The sequence below is a fragment of the Streptomyces sp. A0642 genome (genome assembly GCF_004795105.1).
GTDB lineage: Bacteria > Actinomycetota > Actinomycetes > Streptomycetales > Streptomycetaceae > Streptomyces.
On record NZ_SSBL01000003.1, the window covers coordinates 219770 to 241319 of the forward strand.

The 21550-nt window shown below is 72.1% G+C and carries 21 protein-coding genes; 7 read left to right on the top strand and 14 right to left on the bottom strand.

Annotated elements, in window-relative coordinates; all coding sequences use genetic code 11:
- Positions 1-23: 23 nt before the first annotated feature.
- The 6 genes from E6R60_RS08075 to E6R60_RS08100 all read right to left on the bottom strand — a co-directional run bounded on the left by E6R60_RS08075 (position 24) and on the right by E6R60_RS08100 (position 6159).
- The gene (locus E6R60_RS08075; protein ID WP_136325743.1) at positions 24-995 is read right to left on the bottom strand and encodes a fumarylacetoacetate hydrolase family protein; all 972 of its coding nucleotides are present in this window, start codon (positions 993-995) and stop codon (positions 24-26) included.
- Positions 996-1067: 72 nt separating this feature from the next.
- Positions 1068-2000, bottom strand: a complete 933-nt coding sequence (locus E6R60_RS08080) for a VOC family protein (RefSeq protein ID WP_136325744.1) — start codon at positions 1998-2000, stop codon at positions 1068-1070.
- A 4-nt stretch (positions 2001-2004) separates the two neighbouring features.
- Positions 2005-3036, bottom strand: a complete 1032-nt coding sequence (locus tag E6R60_RS08085; RefSeq protein ID WP_136325745.1) for an amidohydrolase family protein — start codon at positions 3034-3036, stop codon at positions 2005-2007.
- Positions 3033-4175, bottom strand: coding sequence for an FAD-dependent oxidoreductase (locus E6R60_RS08090; protein ID WP_136325746.1), 1143 nt, complete (start codon positions 4173-4175; stop codon positions 3033-3035). The genes E6R60_RS08085 and E6R60_RS08090 overlap by 4 nt, the downstream gene beginning before the upstream one ends.
- 23 nt (positions 4176-4198) lie before the next feature.
- On the bottom strand, positions 4199-5161 hold the full coding sequence (locus E6R60_RS08095; RefSeq protein ID WP_136325747.1) for a cyclase family protein: 963 nt from the start codon (positions 5159-5161) through the stop codon (positions 4199-4201).
- Complete coding sequence (locus E6R60_RS08100; RefSeq protein WP_136325748.1) at positions 5158-6159, bottom strand: fumarylacetoacetate hydrolase family protein; 1002 nt, start codon at positions 6157-6159, stop codon at positions 5158-5160. Before E6R60_RS08100 ends, E6R60_RS08095 begins: the two co-directional genes overlap by 4 nt.
- A 128-nt stretch (positions 6160-6287) precedes the next feature.
- Between E6R60_RS08100 and E6R60_RS08105 the strand changes: the two genes are divergently transcribed.
- Together E6R60_RS08105 and E6R60_RS08110 are read left to right on the top strand one after the other, a co-directional pair.
- Positions 6288-7217, top strand: coding sequence for a LysR family transcriptional regulator (locus E6R60_RS08105; protein ID WP_136325749.1), 930 nt, complete (start codon positions 6288-6290; stop codon positions 7215-7217).
- A 148-nt stretch (positions 7218-7365) separates the two neighbouring features.
- Positions 7366-8649 (top strand): TerD family protein, encoded by a 1284-nt coding sequence (locus tag E6R60_RS08110; protein WP_136325750.1) that lies wholly within the window; start codon positions 7366-7368, stop codon positions 8647-8649.
- Between the two features lie 44 nt (positions 8650-8693).
- Here the strand turns inward: E6R60_RS08110 and E6R60_RS08115 are convergent, their stop codons facing one another.
- Positions 8694-9269, bottom strand: a complete 576-nt coding sequence (locus E6R60_RS08115; protein ID WP_136325751.1) for a DinB family protein — start codon at positions 9267-9269, stop codon at positions 8694-8696.
- A 77-nt stretch (positions 9270-9346) separates the two neighbouring features.
- On the opposite strand from E6R60_RS08115, the gene E6R60_RS08120 reads away from it, so the two are divergent.
- Together E6R60_RS08120 and E6R60_RS08125 are read left to right on the top strand one after the other, a co-directional pair.
- The gene (locus E6R60_RS08120) at positions 9347-9982 is read left to right on the top strand and encodes a TetR/AcrR family transcriptional regulator (protein WP_136325752.1); all 636 of its coding nucleotides are present in this window, start codon (positions 9347-9349) and stop codon (positions 9980-9982) included.
- A complete protein-coding gene (locus tag E6R60_RS08125) occupies positions 9979-11427 on the top strand; it encodes an MFS transporter (RefSeq protein WP_240802452.1) in 1449 nt (482 codons plus the stop codon). The genes E6R60_RS08120 and E6R60_RS08125 overlap by 4 nt, the downstream gene beginning before the upstream one ends.
- On the opposite strand, the gene E6R60_RS08130 is transcribed toward E6R60_RS08125, so the two are convergent.
- The 3 genes from E6R60_RS08130 to E6R60_RS08140 form a co-directional block, all read right to left on the bottom strand.
- Positions 11382-11957, bottom strand: coding sequence for an N-acetyltransferase (locus E6R60_RS08130; RefSeq protein WP_136325753.1), 576 nt, complete (start codon positions 11955-11957; stop codon positions 11382-11384). The genes E6R60_RS08125 and E6R60_RS08130 overlap by 46 nt on opposite strands.
- A 111-nt stretch (positions 11958-12068) precedes the next feature.
- Positions 12069-12935: a GNAT family N-acetyltransferase gene (locus E6R60_RS08135; protein WP_136325754.1), complete on the bottom strand. Its 867-nt coding sequence runs from the start codon at positions 12933-12935 to the stop codon at positions 12069-12071.
- A 64-nt stretch (positions 12936-12999) separates the two neighbouring features.
- On the bottom strand, positions 13000-13287 hold the full coding sequence (locus tag E6R60_RS08140; protein WP_136325755.1) for a DUF1905 domain-containing protein: 288 nt from the start codon (positions 13285-13287) through the stop codon (positions 13000-13002).
- A gap of 372 nt (positions 13288-13659) precedes the next feature.
- On the opposite strand from E6R60_RS08140, the gene E6R60_RS08145 reads away from it, so the two are divergent.
- The 3 genes from E6R60_RS08145 (at position 13660) to gap (ending at position 17728) form a co-directional block, all read left to right on the top strand.
- The gene (locus E6R60_RS08145; protein ID WP_136325756.1) at positions 13660-15474 is read left to right on the top strand and encodes an ABC transporter ATP-binding protein; all 1815 of its coding nucleotides are present in this window, start codon (positions 13660-13662) and stop codon (positions 15472-15474) included.
- A gap of 184 nt (positions 15475-15658) precedes the next feature.
- The gene (locus E6R60_RS08150; protein ID WP_136325757.1) at positions 15659-16615 is read left to right on the top strand and encodes a helix-turn-helix domain-containing protein; all 957 of its coding nucleotides are present in this window, start codon (positions 15659-15661) and stop codon (positions 16613-16615) included.
- A 114-nt stretch (positions 16616-16729) separates the two neighbouring features.
- Entirely contained in the window at positions 16730-17728 is a 999-nt protein-coding gene (gap, locus tag E6R60_RS08155; RefSeq protein ID WP_136325758.1) for a type I glyceraldehyde-3-phosphate dehydrogenase, read from the top strand.
- A gap of 89 nt (positions 17729-17817) precedes the next feature.
- Here gap and E6R60_RS08160 read toward each other — a convergent pair whose 3' ends face one another.
- The 4 genes from E6R60_RS08160 to E6R60_RS08175 all read right to left on the bottom strand — a co-directional run bounded on the left by E6R60_RS08160 (position 17818) and on the right by E6R60_RS08175 (position 21439).
- Positions 17818-18369 (bottom strand): hypothetical protein, encoded by a 552-nt coding sequence (locus E6R60_RS08160; RefSeq protein WP_206309343.1) that lies wholly within the window; start codon positions 18367-18369, stop codon positions 17818-17820.
- 82 nt (positions 18370-18451) lie between these two features.
- Positions 18452-19186, bottom strand: a complete 735-nt coding sequence (locus tag E6R60_RS08165) for a hypothetical protein (RefSeq protein WP_206309344.1) — start codon at positions 19184-19186, stop codon at positions 18452-18454.
- 43 nt (positions 19187-19229) lie between these two features.
- On the bottom strand, positions 19230-20222 hold the full coding sequence (gene pdxA, locus E6R60_RS08170; RefSeq protein ID WP_206309345.1) for a 4-hydroxythreonine-4-phosphate dehydrogenase PdxA: 993 nt from the start codon (positions 20220-20222) through the stop codon (positions 19230-19232).
- Positions 20219-21439 carry a four-carbon acid sugar kinase family protein gene (locus E6R60_RS08175; RefSeq protein ID WP_168713561.1) on the bottom strand — a complete coding sequence of 407 codons (1221 nt, stop codon included), beginning with the start codon at positions 21437-21439 and terminating at the stop codon, positions 20219-20221. Before E6R60_RS08175 ends, pdxA begins: the two co-directional genes overlap by 4 nt.
- Positions 21440-21550: the final 111 nt, after the last annotated feature.

Consider the following 21550-nt stretch of genomic DNA (forward strand, 5'->3'; position numbering starts at 1 on the left):
CCCCAGGAATGGCGGAACAGCCCTCAGGGCCTTTCGCGCACGCGGCGCCGGCCGGCCGGCAGGGGGTGCGGAGCGGCTCCGACGACGACCGTGCTGGTGAGCGTGCCGATTCCCTCCACGGTCAGGGTGACGGTGTCGCCCGGCCGCAGCGGGGGCGGGGTCTGCTCGCCGCGCAGGCCCCAGAGTTCCGCGAGGCAGCCGCCGTTGCCGCAGGTTCCCGAGCCGAGGACGTCGCCCGGCACGACGCGGGTCCCGCGCGAGGCGTAGGCGGTCATCTCCTCGAAGGTCCAGCTCATGTGGGACAGCAGGTCCTGGCCCACCGTGGCCCCGTTGACGGCGGCGGTGAGGGCCAGACGCAGGAAGCCGTCCGCGTCCCGGTGCGGCTCCAGCTCGTCGGCCGTGACCAGCCAGGGCCCGAGCGTGGTGGCGGTGTCCTTGCCCTTGCAGGGGCCGAGGCCGACCTTCATCTCCGCCGACTGCAGGTCGCGGGCGGACCAGTCGTTGAAGACGGTGTAGCCCACGATGTGGTGGCGGGCCTGCTCCGGGGTGAGGTCTCGGCCCTCGCGGCCGATGACGGCTCCGACCTCCAGCTCGAAGTCCAGGACGGACGAGCCCGGCGGCATGGGCACGTCCTGGTCGGGGCCGTACACCGCGTGGGGGTTGGTGAAGTAGAACGTCGGCGCCGCGTACCACTGCTCGGGCACCCCCGCGACGCCGTCGACGGACCGGCGCACCCCCTCCACGTGCTCCTCGAACGTGACGAAGTCCCGTATGGACGAGGGCTGGAGGGGCGGCAGCAGACGTACCTGCGACACATGGGGGCCGGGCGGCACGTCGAGTGCCGCCGCACCCGCGGCGAGCAGTCCGCGAAGGCCGTCGGTCTCCCGCAGCAGCGCGGTGAGCGAGGAGACGCCCGGCAGCGGGAAGAGGGTGCCGTCCTCCTCCACGACGGCCACTCGGCGGCGGTGCTGGTACTCGTAGGCGGCGAAACGCATGGCGGGGCTCCTGGGGAAGGGAAGGGCGGCGTGCGCGGGAAAGGCCGCGCACGCCGCCGGGGAAGAACGGGATCAGACGGGCGGGGCGACGAACACGCCTCGGTCGGGGTCGTTGAAGGACTCCTTGGCGATGAGTTCGTTCATGGGGTTGGCGGTGCCCCACTGGTCGGTGACTTCGGGCTGGGAGAAGTCGTAGACGTGGGGGTGCCAGGTGTCCTCGTCGAGGTTCTCCAGCTCCGTCGTGTACTCGACGGTGTTGCCGTGCGGGTCGAGGAAATATGTGAAGGTGTTGTCGCCTGCCATGTGCCGGCCGGGGCCCCAGATCTTCTTGAAGCCGGCGCGCATCACCCGGCCGGAGCCGCGCATGTACTCGTCGATGCCGCGCATCTCGAAGGAGACGTGGTGCAGCGCGGTGTGCGGTCCCCGGGCGATGGCCATGGAGTGGTGCTGGTTGCTGATCCGCATGAAGTGCATGACCTCGCCCATGTGCGGGGAGGAGAGCGTGTCGGAGAGCGCGAAGCCGAGGTGGCGCTCGTACCACTCCCGCGTGCGGTTGAGGTCGGGGGAGTTGAGGACGACGTGGGACAGCTTGACCGGGATCGCCTCCTTCTCCTCGATCTTGCGGTGCTGCCGCACTTCGACGTCGGCGGAGACCTCGAGGGTGCGCCCGTCGACGTCGAAGAACCGGAAGCCGTATCCGCCGCCCGGGGTGTCCACCTTCCCGGGCCGGCTGACCAGTTCCACGCCGCCGGCCAGCAGCCGCTCGGCGAGGGTGTCCACGTCGGCGGGGTTCGCGGCGCCGTAGGAGACGAGGTCGAGGCGCTTCTCCTCGGCCTTGCGCAGCCGTACGACGTAACTCTCGGGGGAGCCTTCGGCGGCGAGGAAGGAGATCCCGGAGTCCTCGGCGACCTTGGTCAGGCCCCACACCCCGGCGTAGAAGTCGAGCTGCTTGTCGTAGTCGGGCACGGCCAGGTCCACGTGGCGCAGGTGGGTGAGCAGGCGCATGAGGTCAGTCCTTCCGGAGGAGGGCGGCGGCATTGCCGCCTCGGACGGCGTGGAGGTCGGCGTCGGAGAGCCGTGCGGCCCGCAGGTCGCCGACCGGGTCCGCGCTGCCCATGTCGAAGGGGAAGTCCGAGCCGAGGAGCACACGGTCGGCCCCGGCGACGCGGACCAGTTCCCGCAGCACGTGCGGGTCGTGCACGAGTGAGTCGAAGTACAGCCGCTTGAGGTAGCTGCTGGGCAGGTGGGCGCAGCCGGCCCCCGCGTCGGAGCGCGCGGACCAGGCGTGGTCGGAGCGTCCGATGTGGGTGGGCAGATAGCCGCCGCCGTGAGCGGCGAGCACCTTCAGCGCCGGATGGCGGTCGAGCACGCCCGAGAAGATGAGGTGGGAGAGCGCGACGGCGTTCTCGGTCGGCTGGCCGACGGTGTTGGACAGGTACCACCGGTCCAGCCGCTCGTCGAGCGTGCACCCGAAGGGGTGCAGGAACAGCACCGCGCCGCTCTCCTCCGCCCGGGCCCACAGCGGTTCGTACGCCGGGTCGGACAGCTCGCGCCCCGGCGCGTGGCTGGAGATCTCCACCCCCAGCAGCCCGCGCCCCAGGGCGTCGTCGAGGGCCTCGACGACCAGGTCGGGGTGCTGGAGAGGCACGAGTCCCAGCCCGCGCAGCCGTTCCGGAGCCGCCGCGCAGAGGGCCGCGGTGGCCTCGTTGGCCATCCGCCAGACCTTCTCGGCCGTCGCCTCGTCCGCCCAGTAGTGGTAGTGCGAGGGCGACGGGCTGACCAGCTGTACGTCGACACCCTGCCGGTCCATCGCCGCGAGCCGCACGGCTACGTCCGTCAGTGCCGGGATGCGCTCACGCACCATGGGCCCGCTCACCGCGAGGGCCTCGGCGCCGTTGCGCCGGGCGTCCAGGGCCCTGGCCTCGTCATGGCCGGGAAGACCGGCCACGAGGGCGTCGATCTCGGGCAGCAGGACGTGGGCGTGCACGTCGATGGTGGGGGCGGGGTGTGCGGCAGCTCCGGACGAGGGGAGGGCGGTCACGGCAGCTCCCGGAGCATCGTCATGGTGCGGCCCATCAGGCCGGGGACGTCCGCGTCGCGTACGCCGTCCAGCTGCCACTGGCCGATCTGGACGGACGCCTCGACCACCGGGCGCACCCGCGCGATCCGTCGCTCGTAGTACGTCTGGAGCAGTGCGTCGTCCCAGGTGTCAGAACCGGTCAGCGACTGGGCGAGGACCCAGGCGTCCTCCAGGGACAGGGCGGCCCCCTGGGCGAGCGTGGGCGGACAGCAGTGCGCCGCGTCGCCGACGAGCACGACCCGGCCGCGATGCCAGGACCCCTCCACCAGCATCCGGTCGAACCAGGTGTAGTTGACCGCGGCCGGGTCCGTGATGTGCTCGGTGATCTCCGGCCAGAAGCCGCCGTACGCAGACGCCAGACGGCGCATCTCGTCGGCGTACGACTCCGGTGGGATCGAGGCGCGGTCGCGGTTGGCCTCCACGACGTAGGCGTACAGGGTGGTGTCGCTGGTAGGGCAGTACCCGGCGATGTACGCAGGTCCGCCGTAAGCCAGGTCGGTACGGGTCACGCCGGCCGGGCGGGGGGCGGCGATCCGCCAGATGGCCATGCCGGTCGGCTCGGGCTTCGCCGTGATGCCCAGCGACGCACGGGTGGTGGAGCCGAGCCCGTCGGCGGCGACGACCAGGTCGTAGCGGCCGTCGGAGCCGTCGCTGAAGCGGACGCGGACCCCGTCGGCGTCCTGGTCCAGGGCCTCGGCCGTGACACCCAGGCGGACGCCGGCACCACTGGCGCGCACGGCGTCGATCAGGATGCGCTGGAGCTGGGGCCTCTGCATGCCGACGGTGGCGGGGAGGTCGTCACCGCCGCTGCGAACGTCGTCCTGTACATGCAGGACGGTCCCGTCGGGGGCGGTGATGCCGACCGAGCCGAAGCCGTAACCGGACGCCTCGACCTGCTCCCACACACCCAGCTCGCGCAGCACGCGCAGGGCGTTGCCCTGCAGGGTGATCCCCGAGCCGGCGGTGGCGTTCCAGTCCTCCCTCGCCTCGACCAGGTGCACCTCGACACCGGCGCGCCGCAGCAGGAGCGTGAGGGCGTTACCGGCCGCGCCGCCGCCGATCACCAGGACCCTGCGGCCCTTGTTGGGGGCTTCATTCATCGGGAACTCCCTTGTTCCTGGGTTTACTTGACGGCGATCGGGTTGACGGGGGAGCCGACGGCGCCGGTGATGGGAAGAGGTGCGGCGGTGAGCCAGAACTCGTACACGCCGTCGTCGGCGCAGTCCTCGCCGAGGGCGTCCAGGTCCCACATCTCACCGATCAGCAGACCGATGTGGGGGATGGCGACCTGATGCAACGGCTGGAAGGCGTGCTCGAACTCGTTGGGCCGGACCTCGAAGCCCCAGGTGTCGGTGGCGAGGGCGGCGATCTCGGTGCCGTGCAGCCAGCTCGCGGTGGTGAACGACAGCCCGGGGGCGGGGCCGCCGGCGTAGTCGCCCCAGCCGTCGCGGCGGACCCGGCTGAGCTGTCCGGTGCGGACGAGGACGATGTCGCCGCGTCCGACGGCCACCCCCTGGGCGTCGGCGGTCGCCCTCAGGTGTTCCTCGGTGATCGCGAAACCGTCGGGAAGCTCGCCTCCGTCGCCGATGCGGCGGCCCACGTCCAGCAGCACGCCGCGCCCGGCGACGTGCGGGGCCATGTGCTCGATGCCGGTGACCAGGTCTCCCTCGGACGTGACGACCTGGCCGGCCGGCCGGCCGTTCCACGCCTTGCCGTGGTCGAAGATGTGGCCGAGCCCGCCCCACTGCGTGGAGCACTGCAACGGCATCGTGATCACGTCGTCGGCGCCGCCGATGCCGTGCGGGAAGCCCTGGAGTCCGAGAGCCGCGTCGGTGCCGGTGTCGAGCATGGTGTGCACCGGGTTGGTGCGACGACGCCAGCCCTTCTGCGGCCCGTCCATGTCGAACCGCTGGGAGAGGGAGAAACTGGCGCCCCGCCGGACGAGAGCCGCGGCTTCGCGGCGCTTCGCCCCGTCCAGGTAGTTGAGCGTGCCCAGCACGTCGTCCTCGCCCCAGCGGCCCCAGTTGGAACACGCCTTCGCGGCGCGGGCGATGGACCCCTCGGGGTCGTGGCGGTCGAAGATCACGACGCGTCCTCCGCGATACAGCGCGTGCGCTGGGCGCCGAGACCGGTGACGGAACCGTCCATGACGTCACCGTCGCGCAGCAGCCTGCCCCAGTGCATGCCGTTGCCGGCCGGGGACCCGGTCAGGACGAGATCGCCCGGAAGCAGCCGGGCGCTCTGCGAGGCGTACGACACCATGCGGGCCACATCGAAGATCATGTCCTTCGTTGACTCGTCCTGCATGGTCTCGCCGTTCAGCTTCAGCACGAGGCGCAGATCGCCGGTGTGCGCCACCGACGCGGCGGGCACGATCCAGGGGCCGAGCGGAGTGAAGCCGGGCGCGTTCTTGCTGCGCAGCCAGTCCGTACCGATCTGCGGCATGTCCCGGCGGAAGACCGTGGCACGGTCCGTCAGGTCGTTGGCGATCGTGTACCCGGCGACGTACTCCAGCGCCTCCTCCGCCGGGACGCGGTGCGCGGGACGGCCGATGACCGCCGTCAGCTCCAGCTCCCAGTCGGGCTTCGCGGCCCACGCGGGGAGCACGACGTCGTCGTAGGGTCCGGTGATCGCGCTCGGCAGGCCGATGAACACGTACGGCAGGTCCTCCGCCGCCCGGCGGTCCATGATCTCCGCGGCCTCGGCGCGCCGTTCCTCCTCGGGCCGGTCGTCGCCGGGGGCCCGGTGCGCGACATGCAGGTCGATGACGTGCTGACGGTAGTTGGCGCCGGACTGGAACACCTGGCGCGGCTCGACCGGCGCGTGCACCCGGAAGTCCGCCAGGGGCCTGCGCTCCCGGCCGTCGTCGGCGGCCAGCCCGGCCAGCCGGGGAGCCGCGGAGTCCCAGACCTCCAGCAGACCGCGGACGGTCAGACGCGGATCGGCGAAGGGCACGCGCAGGTCGAGTACCCGGGCGTCCGCCGTGACGAGCGCGGGAAATCGCGGTCCGTCCGGTTCCGACAGTGTGGCGAGGGCGAACGGTCCGGCGAACAGCGCGGACGCGGATTCAGGTTTCACGAACAAGTCCTCCTGATTGCGATGCGACTAATCTGGACCCGCCACCGGGGATCAGGGAAATCGATTCTATGGATGACCGGCATCCATGCCGTTTATTCCTCCCTGGTGGGAGTCCTACCGCAAGGGGAAGCCCCGTGAATCTCGCCCGCCTCGACCTCAACCTCGTCGTCGCCCTGCGCGCTCTGCTGGAGGAGCGCAACGTCACCCGGGCGGGTCAGCGCGTCGGGCTCAGCCAGCCCGCGATGAGCGCCGCCCTGGCCCGGCTGCGCCGGCACTTCGACGACGAACTGCTGGCCCGCGTGGGCGGCCACTACGAGCTCACCGCGCTGGGCCAGGTGCTGCTCCACCGCACCGCGACCGCATACGAAGTCGTGGAGCGCCTCTTCTCCAGTCAGGCGACGTTCGATCCGGGCAGCGAGACGCGGGAGTTCAAGATCGTGGCGTCCGACTACGCCGTCGCCGTGTTCGGCACCGAACTCGCCAAGGTGGTGCACGAGGAGGCTCCCGGCATCCGGCTGCGGTTCGCCCAGACACCGCCGACCGTCGTCGACGACACCGCCACCCTGCTGAGCACCACCGACGGACTCCTCATGCCGCACGGAGTCATCAGCGGCTTTCCCGCCACCGACCTCTACGAGGACCGCTGGGTCTTCCTCGTCGCCGACGACCACCCGAGCGTCGCCGGCCGGCTGACCCGGGAGGACCTCGGGCGGCTGCCCTGGGTCACCTACCAGCGGACCTACGACGCCCCGGCGGTCCGCCAGCTCGGCATGCTCGGGATCGAACCGCGGGTGGAGGTCTCCGTCGACAGCTTCCACCTGCTGCCGCTGCTGGTGCAGGGCACGCAGCGCATCGCCCTCGTCCAGGCGCGCCTCGCCCGGCTGTTCGCCCCGCTCGCCGCCGTGAGGGTCATCGAGCCGCCGTACGAGGCGGTCCCGCTGCGGGAGGCGCTCTGGTGGCACCCCGTGCACACGCACGACGCGGCCCACATCTGGCTGCGCGAGACGGCTGCCCGGGTGGGCCGCCGCATGGCGGGAGGCCCCGCGGACGAGGCCGGGTTCTGAGGAGCGGGCCTGCGGATCGGCACCGTCCGCACGGCACCGCTGCTCGCCGGCGTCCGCCGGGTGGAGGGCAATTCCCCTCTTCCGGGAGGGCTCCACGCCGAAGTTCCGTACGCTGCTGAAGTCGGCGAGGTCACGGAGGGGGACCCACATGTCGTTGCGCAAGGGCGCCAACACACCGGTGGCGACTGCCCGCTTGCGGGTGGAGCTCGGATGGCGCGAAGGTCCCGGAGCCCTCGATGTGGACGTGTCGGCGCTCCTGCTGACGGCAGCCGGCAAGGTCCGCTCGGACGACGACTTCGTCTTCTACAACCAGCCCGTCCACCCCAGCGGCGCCGTACGCCATGAAGGCAGACGCCAGGACGGCGGCGGCGCGGTCGAGACGATCGGCGTGGCGCTGCCGGAGGTGGAGCAGGAGATCGGGACCGTGGTGATCGCGGCCTCCACGGACGGTACCTTCGGCCAGGTGGCCGGACTGTTCGTGCGCGTGCTCGACGCGGTGAGCGGTGCGGAGGCGGCGCGGTTCGACGCCACGGACGCCACGACGGAGACCGCGTTCGTGCTCGGGGAGCTGTACCGGCGGGCGGGGGCCTGGAAGTTCCGCGCGGTGGGCCAGGGATACGACTCCGGCCTGGCGGGGCTCGCCACCGACTTCGGGATCAGCGTCGACGAGCCCGCCCCGGCCCCGCCGCGGCCTTCCGCGCCTCTTCCGCAGCCCGCGCGGATTTCTCCGGCTCCCCAGCCCGTGCCGCACGCGCCGCTACCCCCGGCTCCGCAGCCCGTCCCCGCTCAGCCGGTGCGCCTGTCGAAGATCACATTGACGAAGGCCTCGCCTTCGGTGTCGCTGACGAAGCAGGGTGCGACCTCGGGAGCCATGCGGGTCAACCTCTCGTGGAGCGCGAGACGGCCACCCCGAGGCTGGATGAGGAAGGGGCCGGAGGCCGTACGGCTGGAGGACGTCGACCTCGACCTCTCCTGCCTGTGGGAGCTGCGGAACGGAGCGACGGGGATCGTCCACCCGATCAACAACCAGTTCGGGGCGTTCGGGCAGGAGCCCTACGTCGAACTGGACCAGGACGACCGGACCGGCACGAGCGAGACCGGCGAGAACCTGATGATCAACCTCGATCACGCCGCCGACATCAAGCGCCTGCTGGTGTTCGTGGTCATCTATTCCGGGGCGTCGAGTTTCGCCGGACTGCACGGAGTCGCCACGCTCTATCCGCCCGCCGGCCCGCCCATCGAGGTGCTCCTGGACGAGTGCACCGTTCCCTCGCAGGTGGCCGCGATCGCGCTGATCGAGAACGTCGGCGGGGAACTGATCGTCCGCCGGGAAGCGAAGTACCTGCTGCCGCCGCCCGGCATCTTCAAGCAGCAGGCCGCGGACCTGGAGTACGGCTGGGGGCTGTCGTGGCAGGGGGCCAGTAAGGACTGACCGGCCGCGAACCGGCCCCGGTCAGGGGACCGGCCCGCGGCCCCTCACTGCCCCACCCGCCCGTCGACGCACTCGCGCAGCAGGTCGGCGTGCCCGCAGTGCCGGGCGTACTCGTCGATCCTGTGCACCATCAGCTCCCGCACCGCGATGCCCTCCTTCCCCAGGCGCTCGCCCAGATCGGGATGCTTGGACAATGCCGCGTCCAACTCGGCCTGCTCACGTGCCAGATCCGCGTACGCGGCGTCGACCAGGGCCTGGTCGGGGGCGGCCCCGTCGAAGTCCGCGTCCCTGCCGCCGTACAGCTTCGGCAGCGGATCGGAGTCACTGATCCAGTTGCGCCAGTCGCGCTCCACCTCGGCAAGGTGGCGGAGCAGTCCGAGCAGCGACATCGTGGAGGGCGGAACGGACCGGCGGGCCAGTTGCTCCGCGTCCAGGCCCTCGCACTTCATCCGCAGCGTGAGGCGGTAGTCCCGCAGGAAGTCCTGCAACGTCGCGAGTTCCCCCTCCGGCCCGTCCCCGCCGCCGTTGCTGTTGCGGGGATCGTCGTCCGGGTCCGCCCACATGTCGGGGTAGACGGTGGCCCGGGTCCATCGTGCGGGTTGCTCGCTCATGCGCGCCATGGTCGTTCCCCAACGCCGTGCGCCGCCACCGGTTTTCGACGTAGACAGTGTCTACAGCTCTCTGGTAGACACTGTCTATGGAGCTCGGGAACTCACTGCGTGAACGACTGGTCGACGTAGGCGTGGACCTCGTCATGACCGACGGAACGGCTTCGCTCGGGCTGCGCGAGATCGCCCGTCACGCGGGGGTCTCCCACGGGGCGCCGCGCCGGTACTTCCCCACCCGTCACGCCCTGCTGTCCGCGATCGCCCGACGGGGCTTCGCGGACCTCGGCTCCCGGTTCGAGGCGGCGACGGACGAGGACGCATCGCCGCGCGACCGCCTGGAGACGCTCGCGCGGACCTACCTCCGCTACGCGTGGGAGCACCGCGGCATGTTCGAGCTGATGTTCCGTCATGACCTGTTGAACAGCGAGGAACAGCCGTCGGAGCACCCTCCCCTGCGCGAGGCGACGCTCCCGCTCTTCGCTCACCTCGTCGACCTGGTGACGCGTCATGCGGCGGAACGCCCGGCGGCCGTGTCCTCCGCGCCGCCGGCCGTCGTCGCCGCTGCCCTGTGGTCCAACCTGCACGGAGCCGCCCAGCTACGGGCGTGGGGCAGTCTGCAACTCGTCCTGGGAGCCGCCCCCTTGGAGACTTCCGCGGCCGACGACCCGCTCGACCGGCTCCTGGCGGCGGTGCTCGACGCCCACCTCGGTCCGGTGAGCGAGTGACGGGGACCGTACGGCCTCGCGTCGCACTCCTGGCCGCCGTGGCCGGAGCGATGATCGTCGCGCTGGACGGCACCGTGCTGCTCGTCGCGCAGCCCGACCTCCAGCGCGACCTCCGGGCCACCGTGCCGCAGGTGCAGTGGACCAGTACGGGATACCTGCTGGCCGTTGCCGCGTTCCTCGTCATCGCGGGCCGCCTGGGGGACCGGTACGGGCATCAGCGCCTCCTGTTCGCCGGGGTGCTCGGCTTCGGGGCGGCGTCGGCGGGCATCGCCCTCGCCCCGGGGGTCGGCTGGGTGATCGCCCTGCGCATCGCCCAGGGCGTGTTCGGCGCACTCCTGCAACCGGCCACGCTCGCGCTGCTGAGGCTGGTGTACCCGTCCGACCGGATCGGTGCGGCGATCGCGCTCCGCACCAGTGCGATCGGGGTGGCGGCGGGAGCCGGCCCGTTGCTCGGAGGTCTTCTCGTCGCGCATCTCGGCTGGCGCGCCGTCTTCCTGGTCAACCTCCCCGTCGCGCTCCTCATCGCCGCGCTCACCCTCGCGGCGCGGCTGCCGACGCCGCCCCGTACCGAAGGCGGCGGGACCGACCTCGTCACCGCGGCCCTGTTCGCGGCGGCGCTCGCCACGCTGGTCCACACGCTGGCGGGCGTTCCGGAGCGTGGGTGGGCCGCACCGCGGACGCTGCTCGGACTCGCTCTCGTCCTGTGCCTCGCGACCGGGGTCGTCGTGCGTGAACGGCGGAGCGCCCAGCCGTTCGTGCCGCCGGCCGTGGCCCGGTCCGTGCCGGTGGTCGTCTCGATGGCCGTCCTCCTGGTCACCTCGGGCGGGATGTTCGGCGCGCTCTTCGTGGCGACCTTCGTTCTGCAGGACGGTCTGGGGCTCGACCCGCTCGCCACCGGTCTGCGCGTTCTGCCGATGACCGTGCTGATGGTCCTCGGCGCACCCGTCGCCCAGGCCGTGCTCCGCCGCTACGGCGGCCGCCGCGCCGCGGTCGCGGGGCAACTCCTCGTCGTCCTTGCCGTCGTGGGCCTGTCCGGCCTCGGGCGAGCCCACTCCTGGCCGGTGTGGAGCGCGACGTTCGCCGTACTCGGCGCCGGCTTCGCCCTCGTGATGGTCACCGCCACCGGGACCGTCGTCGGCGACACACCGCCCGGATACGCGGGGGTGGCCGGAGGGCTCAAGCAGACCGCGATGAACGTCGGCCCGAGCCTCGGGATCGCCGTGGCCGCCGGCATGATGCCGCCTCAGCCGCCCGCCGCTCTGCTCCCCGCGGGCCCGCCCCCGTCCGGCCCGTCCACGAGCACGGCCCTGCTGGTCCTGGCCGCCCTCGCCGCGCTCGGCCTGCTCCCGGCGTCACTCCTGCCGTCGAAGCGGCGGCGGCCGTCCGCGGATGGCGGCACTCAGCCCCGCCGGCGGAAGTCCAGCATGCAGAAGACCTTGTCGTAACGGTGCTCACCGACGGCGACGAAGTCGGGCAGACGGCCGTATTCGGTGAATCCCAGCGACCGATAGAGGTGCAGGGCACCGCTGTTGTCCCCCCGGGCGTCCAGGGTGAGGACCTCGATGCCCGCCTCCCTGGCGTCGGCGATCAAGGCAGCGGTCAGCGCACGCCCTGTGCCACGGCCATGGGAGGCGGCGTCCACCGCGATCTTCTCCAGATCGGCGTGCGGCCGATGGGTCGGCCGTGAGTAGCGGATCCAGTAGCCCAGCCCGACCAGCCGACGGCCGAGGTAGGCGGCGCGCAGGCCCGCATCACCGGACCGCGCGGCGGTGACGACTCGGCCGAGGAGCTCCGCCACCTCGTCCCGCGAGGGAGGTTCGACCCAGCCCAGCGCGGCGCCTCCACCCACCAGATCCGCCAGGATCCGGTGGGCCGATCCCGAGAACCCGGCCTCACGCTCCGGGTCGGACGTCAGCTCCCTGGCGTCGAGGATGGCGAGTTCAGGGGTCGCAGCACTGGTCAAGGCCGGTTTCATGACCGGCAGCCTAGCCGCGCCGCCCCGGGGCCTCGCCCCCCTGGCCTCGTCCCTCTGGCCTCCCCCCTCTGGCCATCAGCCCGCACCGGAGCGTCCACACGGCCCCACACCTCAGGCGCTCCGCACCTTGTCCCTGACCTCGGGGCGCCGCGCGAAACCGGCCGACTCATACGTGGCGACACCTGCCGCGTTCGAGCTCGGGGTGCAGACGAGCGCGCTCGACGAGCCCATCTCCCGGAGTGCGGCCGCCGCGGCGACGGTGATCGCCCTGCCGTAGCCGTGACGGCGGTGTTCCCGGTGCACGCCCATGGGTTCAAGCAGCCCGGGCCGGCCCGGGCCTGCCGACCAGACCGTCACGACCGCCGCCGCGTCGCCGCGGTCGCTGTACGCCATCAGGCTCCGGCCGTCGGCGTACGGCAGTCCGGCCGCCATCGAGCGCCAGCGCGCGGCCGTGCACCTCGTGCTCTCGAAGGCCGACCGGTGCACGGCGGCGAACTGGTGCGCCTGCTCCGGCCCGACCACTTCGATCCGTACGCCCGGGTCGCTCACCGGCTCCGTGAGGTCGCGGCGGAACGGCGTCCACGGCTCGTCGACGGCCCAGCCGTTCCCGGACAACAGGTCATGGACCAACGCCCCCTTCGGCGCCTCGACGTTCGCCCTGCCCGCGGGAAGCACGCCGCGTCGCGGCTCGGTCAGGTCGTGGGCCAACTGCTGCGCCAGCTCCCTCTCCCGGTGGGCGTCCGGCGCCATGGTCAGCCGCACCAGCCCGGGACCGTCCAGCAGCCCGACGGCGAGAATCCGCCCCGCTCTGCTCCACGTTCTGACGGCCGCGGCGGTCGCCCGCGCACCTGACTGCCAGAACCAGCCCAGGTCCCCCGGATGCAGCTGCATCGGCGCCCCCTCGGCCTGCCACTCCCGCAGTGCGCGGACAACTCCGCGCAGCCCGGCTGCTTCAGGTGTGCCCAACACGAGAGTCATCCCCCGATCACACACCCCCGCACGGGCGGCGCGCACCTGGATTCCGGCGGGGCGGCCCCACGCCCTAGAGGCGCACGGTCATCCGCACGGTCACGTCATCGCCTGCCGAGAGGCCCTGCGGCTGACGCACCGCGTTCTTGAGCGGCAGCAGGTAACCGCCGTTCCTGGGGAAGAGCGAGGTGGTGAAGGCCGTCTCGCCGATGCGGGCCTCGACCGGGACCGCACCCCAGCCGTACGTGGCCATCGCGGCCACCTCGCGAATGTCGGCGGCCTGTTCCTCGGGCACGGCGGCGAAGTAGAACGGCGAGGGGCCCCGCCACTCGACGACGCGGCCGGTGAACACGACATGCACGGGATCGATCCATTCGTCGGGCTGGGCAGATGGGCTGACGGGGCGAGGGCTGACGGGCGGGCCGGCTGCCCGGAGCCCGGGCAGCGTACCGGGTGTGCCAGGCGTCCGTGCACCAGAGGCCCTCGGTTCCGGCATGCCGGCGGCCGGCCGGGAAAACGCTTGGACTCAGCCCCCGCCGGGACGGGACACTGGAGCCCCTCGCCCGACCCCCCGCTCGTACTCACCCCGGCACACCGCCGCGCGCCGTGTGCCGCAGGACCACCCCGGCGAGGGCACTTCCACTCGACACCGCAGCTGCGCGCGGCCGGTGAGGCGGACGCCTCCTTCCGCAGCGGTACGTGGCGGGCAGCCGCACGACCACACAGGGTTGGTATGGGATCGCCTGAATCGCACGAAGCACCGGGCAGGGGCTCCGTGCTCCTCGCACTCCGCTACTACGGAAGGGAGTTGGCCCGCCGGAAACGGCTGACGTTACCCGCGATGCTGTTCCCGGCACTGGGCAACATCGGCATCAACTACGTCGCGCCGCTCGTCGTCGCGCGACTCGTCGGCCACCTCGCCGGCGGCGGAGACGACGACATCCGGTCGATGCTTCCCTACGTCCTCGGCCTCGCCGCCGTGCTGCTCGTCGCGGAGGGGTGCTGGCGCGTCGGCGTGCACTTCCTCAACCGCCTCGACGCCCTCGGCATCGAGCGCCTGTACGTGCAGGGCATGGACGAGCTGTACGCCAAGGACGCCTCGTTCTTCCACGACAACTTCGCCGGGTCGCTCACCAAACGGGTCCTGAGCTTCGCCTCCCGCTTCGAGGAGTTCGTCGACACGCTCACCTTCTCCGTCGTGGGCAGCTTCGTGCCGCTGATCTTCGGCTCCGTGGTGCTGTGGCGTTACGAGCCCCTGCTCGTCGTCGTCCTCCTGACGATGATCGCGGTGACGGCGCTGTGCGCGGCCCCTCTCATCCGCCGCAGGCAGGCCCTCGTCGGGGAGCGTGAGGAGGCGATCGCCCGGGTTTCCGGCCATGTGGCGGACAGCCTGATGAACATGGACACGGTGCGGGCGTTCGCCGCCGAGAAGCGGGAGGCCGCCGAGCACCGCTCCCGGGTCGCGGAGTCGCGACGGCTCACGCTGGGGTCCTGGGACTACGGCAATCTGCGTATCGACACCCTGGTCGCGCCGATGTCCGTGCTGACCAACGCCTTGGGCCTGCTGCTCGCCGTGACGCTCGGCGGAGGCGGGAACGGGGTGGAGGCGGTCGTCGTCGCCTTCATGTACTACTCCAACGCCACCCGGATCATGTTCGAGTTCAACCAGATCTACCGCCGTCTGGAAAGCTCGATGACGGAAGCCGCCCAGTTCACCGAGCTCCTGCTGACGCCGCCCGCCCTGCGCGACCCCGCGTCGCCGGAGCCGCTGCTGCCGCGGGGGGCCGATGTCCGCTTCGAGCGGGTGACGTTCGCCCACGCGGGCGCTCCGCCGCTCTTCGAGTCCCTCGACCTGTCCGTCCCCAGCGGTGCGAAGATCGGTCTGGTCGGCCGGTCCGGCGGCGGCAAGACCACCCTCAGCCGGCTGCTGCTGCGGATGGCGGACATCGACGGCGGCCGGATCCTGATCGGGGGCCAGGACATCAGCAGACTGCGCCAGGCCGATCTGCGCGGCATGATCGCCTACGTACCGCAGGACCCGGCGATGTTCCACCGCACCCTTCGGGACAACATCGCGTTCGCCCGGCCCGACGCCACCGACGCCGAGATCCGCCGCGCGGCCAAGGCGGCGCACGTCACCGAGTTCGCCGACGCGCTGCCCGAGGGCTTCGGAACCATGGTGGGGGAGCGGGGCGTGAAGCTGTCCGGCGGACAGCGCCAGCGGGTCGCCCTCGCCCGGGCGATCCTGCGCGACGCGCCGATCCTGCTGCTCGACGAGGCGACCAGCGCCCTGGACTCGGAGAGCGAGATCCTCGTCCAGGAGGCGCTGTGGCGGCTCATGGAGGGGCGCACGGCGCTGGTGGTGGCGCACCGGCTGAGCACGGTCGCCACCATGGACCGGCTGGTGGTCCTGGACCGCGGCCGGATCATCGAGCAGGGCACGCACCACGAACTGCTCGCGACGGAGGGGGCCTACGCGAAGCTGTGGCAGCACCAGTCCGGCGGCTTCCTCGAAGATCCTTCCCAGCCGAAAGCCGATCTCGTCTGAACGAGAACGGCGAGGGAGGCGGCCGGCCCCCGCAACGGCGCCGGCCGCCCCCGCCGACTCGTCCGACGACCGGAGGCGTGGACGGCCCGGCTCGCGGGCCGGCACGGACGGGCCATCGGCCCGGCCGCGCCGATGGCCTCCGGCCTGTGAAGCGGCCCGGCCGGCCCCTCGTACCCTGAGTCCCGTGCCAGCCTCCCGTCTCCACCGCACCGCCGTCCTCGTGCTCGAGGGCGCCAAACCCCTCGATGTCGGCATTCCCGCACAGGTGTTCACGACGCGCGCGAGCATGCCGTACGAGGTCCGGGTGTGCGGCGCGGCGCCCGGACTGGTGGCCGGGGGTGACGGACTGTCGTACCACGTCGCCGACGGTCTCGACGCGCTGGAGTGGGCCGACATCGTCTTCATCCCGGGCTACCGGTTCCCCGACCGCGACGACCCGCCGCGGCCCGTGGTCGACGCGCTCGTCGCCGCCCACCACCGGGGCGCGCGGCTCGCGGCCATCTCGACCGGGGCCTTCGCGCTCGCCGCCACGGGCCTGCTCGACGGCAGACGGGCGACGACGCACTGGCACTACGCGCGGGCGCTCGCGGCGAAGCACCCCCGCGTCCAGGTCGACGAGAACGTGCTGTTCATCGACGAGGGCAGCGTCCTCACCTCGGCAGGCGCCGCCTCCGGGATCGACCTGTGCCTGCACATCCTGCGCGGCGACCTCGGGGTGGCCGCGTCGAACCACGCGGCCAGGCGGCTGGTGGCAGCCCCCTACCGCAGCGGCGGCCAGGCGCAGTACGTGCCCCGCAGCGTGCCCGAGCCGCTCGGCGAACGGTTCGCCGCCACCCGCGAATGGGCGCTGCACCGGATCGGCGAACCACTCACCCTGGAGGCGCTCGCCCGGCACGCGGCGGTCTCGCCGCGCACGCTCTCGCGGCGCTTCGTCGAGGACACCGGCTACACCCCGATGCAGTGGGTGATGCGGGCCCGCATCGATGTGGCCCGCGAGCTGCTGGAGCGTTCGGAGCAGAGCATCGAGCAGATCGCCGCGGAGACCGGACTCGGCACGGGGACCAATCTCCGGCTCCACTTCCAGCGGATCCTCGGTACGACGCCGAGCGAGTACCGGCGCACGTTCGCACGGACCGAGTAGCCCGGCGTCCCCGATGGCGTGATCCTTTCGAACCGTGGCGCTCACGCCGCTGCCACGACCGGGGTGCGGCGAGCGAACCTGGTGGCGTACCGCAGGGACGAAGGGACACACCTCATGACTCGCATCGCCATCAACGGATTCGGCCGCATCGGACGCAACGTGCTGCGCGCACTGCTGGAGCGCGACAGCGACCTCGAAGTCGTCGCCGTCAACGACCTCACCGAGCCCGCCGCTCTCGCGCGGCTGCTCGCCTTCGACTCGACGTCCGGCAGGCTGGGGCGCCCGGTGACACTCGACGGGGACGTCCTCGTCGTCGACGGCCGCCGCATCAAGGTGGTCGCCGAGCGCGATCCCGCGCAGCTGCCGTGGGCCGCCCTCGAGGTCGACATCGTGCTGGAGGCCACCGGCCGGTTCACCTCGGCGAAGGCCGCCCGCGCCCACCTCGACGCCGGTGCGAAGAAGGTGCTCGTCAGCGCGCCCTCCGACGGCGCCGATGTCACGCTCGCGTTCGGGGTCAACACCGACGCGTACGACCCGGCCCTGCACACGATCGTCTCGAACGCCTCGTGCACGACCAACGCACTCGCCCCGCTCGCCGCGGTCCTGGACGAACTCGCCGGGATCGAGCACGGTTTCATGACGACGGTGCACGCCTACACGCAGGAGCAGAACCTCCAGGACGGCCCGCACCGCGACCCCCGCCGGGCCCGTGCGGCCGGCGTGAACATCGTGCCGACCACGACCGGGGCCGCCAAGGCGATCGGCCTGGTGCTGCCCAACCTCGAAGGCAAGCTCTCGGGCGACTCGATCCGTGTCCCCGTGCCGGTCGGCTCGATCGTCGAGCTCAACACCACCGTGGCCCGCGACGTATCCCGCGAGGACGTGCTGGCGGCCTACCGCGCCGCGGCCGAGGGGCCGCTCGCCGGGGTCCTGGAGTACTCCGAGGACGCGCTCGTCTCGTCCGACATCACGGGCAACCCGGCCTCGTCGATCTTCGACTCGGAGCTCACCCGCGTCGAGGGCCGGCACGTCAAGGTCGTCGCGTGGTACGACAACGAGTGGGGCTTCTCGAACCGTGTCATCGACACGCTCCAGCTCCTCGCCAACGGCTGAACCGACACCGGATCCACGCGGACCGGCCACCGGGGCCCGGGGTACGGCGCTGAGCGCCGGTCCCCGGGCCCCGGCCCGTCGGGCGACGCTCAGGAAGCGATCGCCATGTCGAAGAGACGGACGTTTCCGTGAGCGGGCAGGACGACGGACTCGACCGTCCTGGACGGGTCCGGCGCGATCGAGTGGGCGAACAGGCTGTACTTCACGGTGGCGTTGGCGTACCCGTCCGGCCGATTGCGGCCGCCCGTCGACTTCGCCAGGGTCCCACCGTGTGCGTCGGCCGGGTCGAACGACCAGTTGGGGAAGCCGAACGTGCCGGTGGTGGAGGTGCCGTCGGTCCAGAAGACGGTGGCCCCGGCAGTGGCGCCGCTGCCGACTCCGGAGCCCAGGAGCGCCGGCTCGGATCCCCGGACGGCCAGGGCGACGGCCTGGCCGGCGCTCGCCCCGTTGCCCTTCGTGCCGGCCGGCACGTCCGGCCACGTCAGGGCGGCGCCCAGCGCTTCGACTTTCGCCCCGGGCGCGAGACCGACCGCGCGAGCTTCTGTGCCGAGAAGCTGTTGCGCTCGTGAGCGGGCCCGCCCCCACCGGCTCCCGTTGCGGACGACTTCGACCCGCGGCAGTACGCGCTCGGCATCCCGCACGACCGCTACCGCCGGCTGCGCGACCACCACCCGGTCGCGTGGCAGGAGACGCCGGGCCGGCCTGACCTGGCCCGGGACACGCTCAGCCCTTTTCGCCCGTAGACACCGGACCGGGCCGCCGACCGGCAGAAGCGAGGTTTTCCCGCTCGGCCGCACCGGCCGCTGCGATGACCGGTTCCAGTTGGGATGTCAGGGCACCGGTGTCGGGCCGCAATGACCCGGCGAAGGCGGCTGAGCCGATCGTGAAGGCATCCGCACCGGCCTCGGCGAGGTCCCGGATCTGGCCGGTGCCGGAGATGGAACCGGCGACGACCAGACGGCCCGAGGTCGCGGCGCGTGCGGCGCGCACCAAATCGAGAGGGCCGGCGTCGGTGGCGCGGTACGCCAGCAGATCGACCCCTGCGCAGCCGGCTGCTTCCGCCCGCCGGCAGTCTGCCGCGACATCGGTGGGAGTGCCGGCCAGGCGGGTGGGGTGACCGACGGGGCGGCCGACGAAGGGCAGATAGCCGATGGCGGTGCCGTGCAGGAGGCCGAGGGTCTCCTCCGTCCACGTTCCGCCCATGAGACGGTCGACACCGAGCTCGACGGCGGTCCGCACGGAGGCGAGCGCCTGCTCCCGGCCGGTGCTCACCACTTCGAGGTAGGTGGTGGCGCCCAGGCCCCTGAGGGCGTCGTGGAGCCGGAAGAGCGTGTCGCGGTCCACGCCGATGTCCTTGAACCCGATGTGGGTGATGCCGAGATCCCTGACGGATTCGAGCACTTCGAGGCAGTCGGTGACGGTCCGGTCGTCGCGGGTGAGCATGAAGATGAAGTCCACGGTGGTCCTTCGGATGTGAGGGGTGGCCGGCCCGAGCCGGTTGTCATCGCGAGGCCGTCGGCTTCGCGGACAGACTGTCGGCGCGGTGCAGCGCGGTGAGCAGACTCAAGTGGTCGGCCGTGCCGCGGCCGGCGATGTCGAAGGCTGTGCCGTGGTCGACGCTGGTACGGACGAAGGGCAGGCCGATGGTGATGTTGACCCCGTGCTCCAGCCCCAGGTACTTGACGGGGATGAGGCCCTGGTCGTGGTACTGCGCGACCACGGCGTCGAACTCGCCTGCGCGCGCCCTCATGAACACGGTGTCGGCCGGCCACGGACCCGAGGCCCGGATCCCCTCGTCCTGAGCGGCCCGGACCGCAGGGGCGATGATCTCCAGGTCCTCGCGGCCGAACAGCCCGTTCTCGCCCGCGTGGGGGTTGAGGCCGGCCACCGCGATGCGGGGAGCGGGCAGACCCCCGCGCCGCAGCGTCCGGTGGGTGAGCCGGATGGTGGCGAGTTCCCGTGCCCGATCGATCGCGTCGATCGCGGAAAGCAGCGACTGATGAACCGTCACCAGCACGACCTGCAGCTCGTCGTTGGCCATCATCATCGCGTAGTCGGTGGTACCCGTGAGATCGGCAAGGATCTCGGTGTGCCCGGGGTAGGGAACCCCGCCGAGCCGCAGCGCTTCCTTGTTGACGGGTGCGGTCACCAGGGCGCGCACGCCGCCGCTCAGGGCGAGTTCGATGCCGCGGCGGACGTACCGAAAGGATGCCGCACCCGCTCGGGCGTCGAGCGCGCCCCAGGGCAGGGCCGTGGTGGGCGGTTCGCCCTCGATGAGGACGTCCACCGTGCCGGGTGCGTACGCCGCTCGGTCGAGGGAGGTGACCGGGTTCAGAACCAGGCCCGTGCCGGTGAACCGGTCCGCCCGGGCCAGGACACGCGCATCGCCGATGACGACGACGGGTACGGTGCGCCGGGGGTCGGCACACGCCCTGAGAACTATTTCAGGTCCGATGCCACAGGGGTCGCCCATGGTGAGGGCGATCGGAGTCATGTGCGTGCCCCCAGGTGGGGGGAGGGCCGGCGCGTGCGTTGCCGCACCAGGTCGCACAGCCGCAGGAGCAGCTCGTCGTTGCCGAAACCACCCGCCTTGATCATGACGGGGAGCGAGGGCAGTCCGGGCGGGGTTCCGCGGGCGACACCGGGTTCCGGTTCGTCGATCAGGTCGACGCCGTCGATGCCGAGGCCCCGGAGCACGCTCGCGGCGGTCTCCCCGCCGGTGACGACGAGCGCGTCGACCTGGCGTTCCTCCACCAGTGCCCGTACGACGGCTGTCAGGGACGCGGCCAGTGCTCGTGAGCTCGCCGGCGGCTGACGTTCATCAGGGGTCCGGAGCGTGAGGACGGGTGCCGTCAGGGCGCGCAGCTCCTCCATCGCGGGGACGGGATCGTGGCCCACGGTGACCCCCTGGACGTCTGCCCGGGAGTGGAGCGCGGCCAGCTGACGGCGGGTCGCCGGGTTGGCGCTGCCGACGACGACGAGGGGCCGCCGGGCCGGTGCGGGGGTGGGCGGGGGCACGTGCGCCTCTGATCCGTCAGCATGTGCGCACCGCCGGGCGAGGGCGGCGGCCAGGCCGGGGGAGCCGACCCACAGCACGTCGTCGAGGTGCGGGACCGCTGCCACCAGGCGGTCGAGGTCGCCGTCCACCGCGGCGGAGCAGACGATCAGCGCACCCCGGCCGGTCAGTGCCGGCAGTTCGTCCGCCTGCTCGGGCCCGACCACGACGGCGTCCGGGAGCACCGTGGTGAGGTCCGCGCACCGCACCGGATGCACGGGGTCGTGGGCGAAGTCGCTTTCGTGGACCGGCACTCCGTGCACGTACTGGACCGCCCCCCGCGTCACTCTGCCCTCCGCCGGGAAGGCGGGGGCGACGACGACTGCCCGCCGCCGCGAGCCCGCCCACGCGGCGCGGATCTCCGCCGCGACATGGCCGCGCAGGGTCGAGTCGACCGTCTTGAGCAGGAGCGCGGAGCCGGCGAAGAGGTGGGCGGCCCGCTCGTTGCGTGCGGCGGCGGCCCCCTCGTCCAGCAGGCGAGTCCCGAGGTCGACGGCGGTCACCCCCGGGGCGCGGGCGGGTGCAGTCGCCGGCTCCGACAGGATGATCCGTGCCTCGTGGCCGGCCCGGCGGAAGGGCGCGGCCCCGTCCCCGGCGCTGGTGAGGTCGTCGGCGAGGATGCCGATGCCCCGCCGGACGTCTGTGCGGGATGTCATGGAATACCTCTCGTCCAACAGCTCATGTGTGACCGGATCCATGGTCGATGACGTCAACGGCCCAGGACAAACGATTCGTTCTCACAGGGCCTGTGAGGAGAACTCACCGAT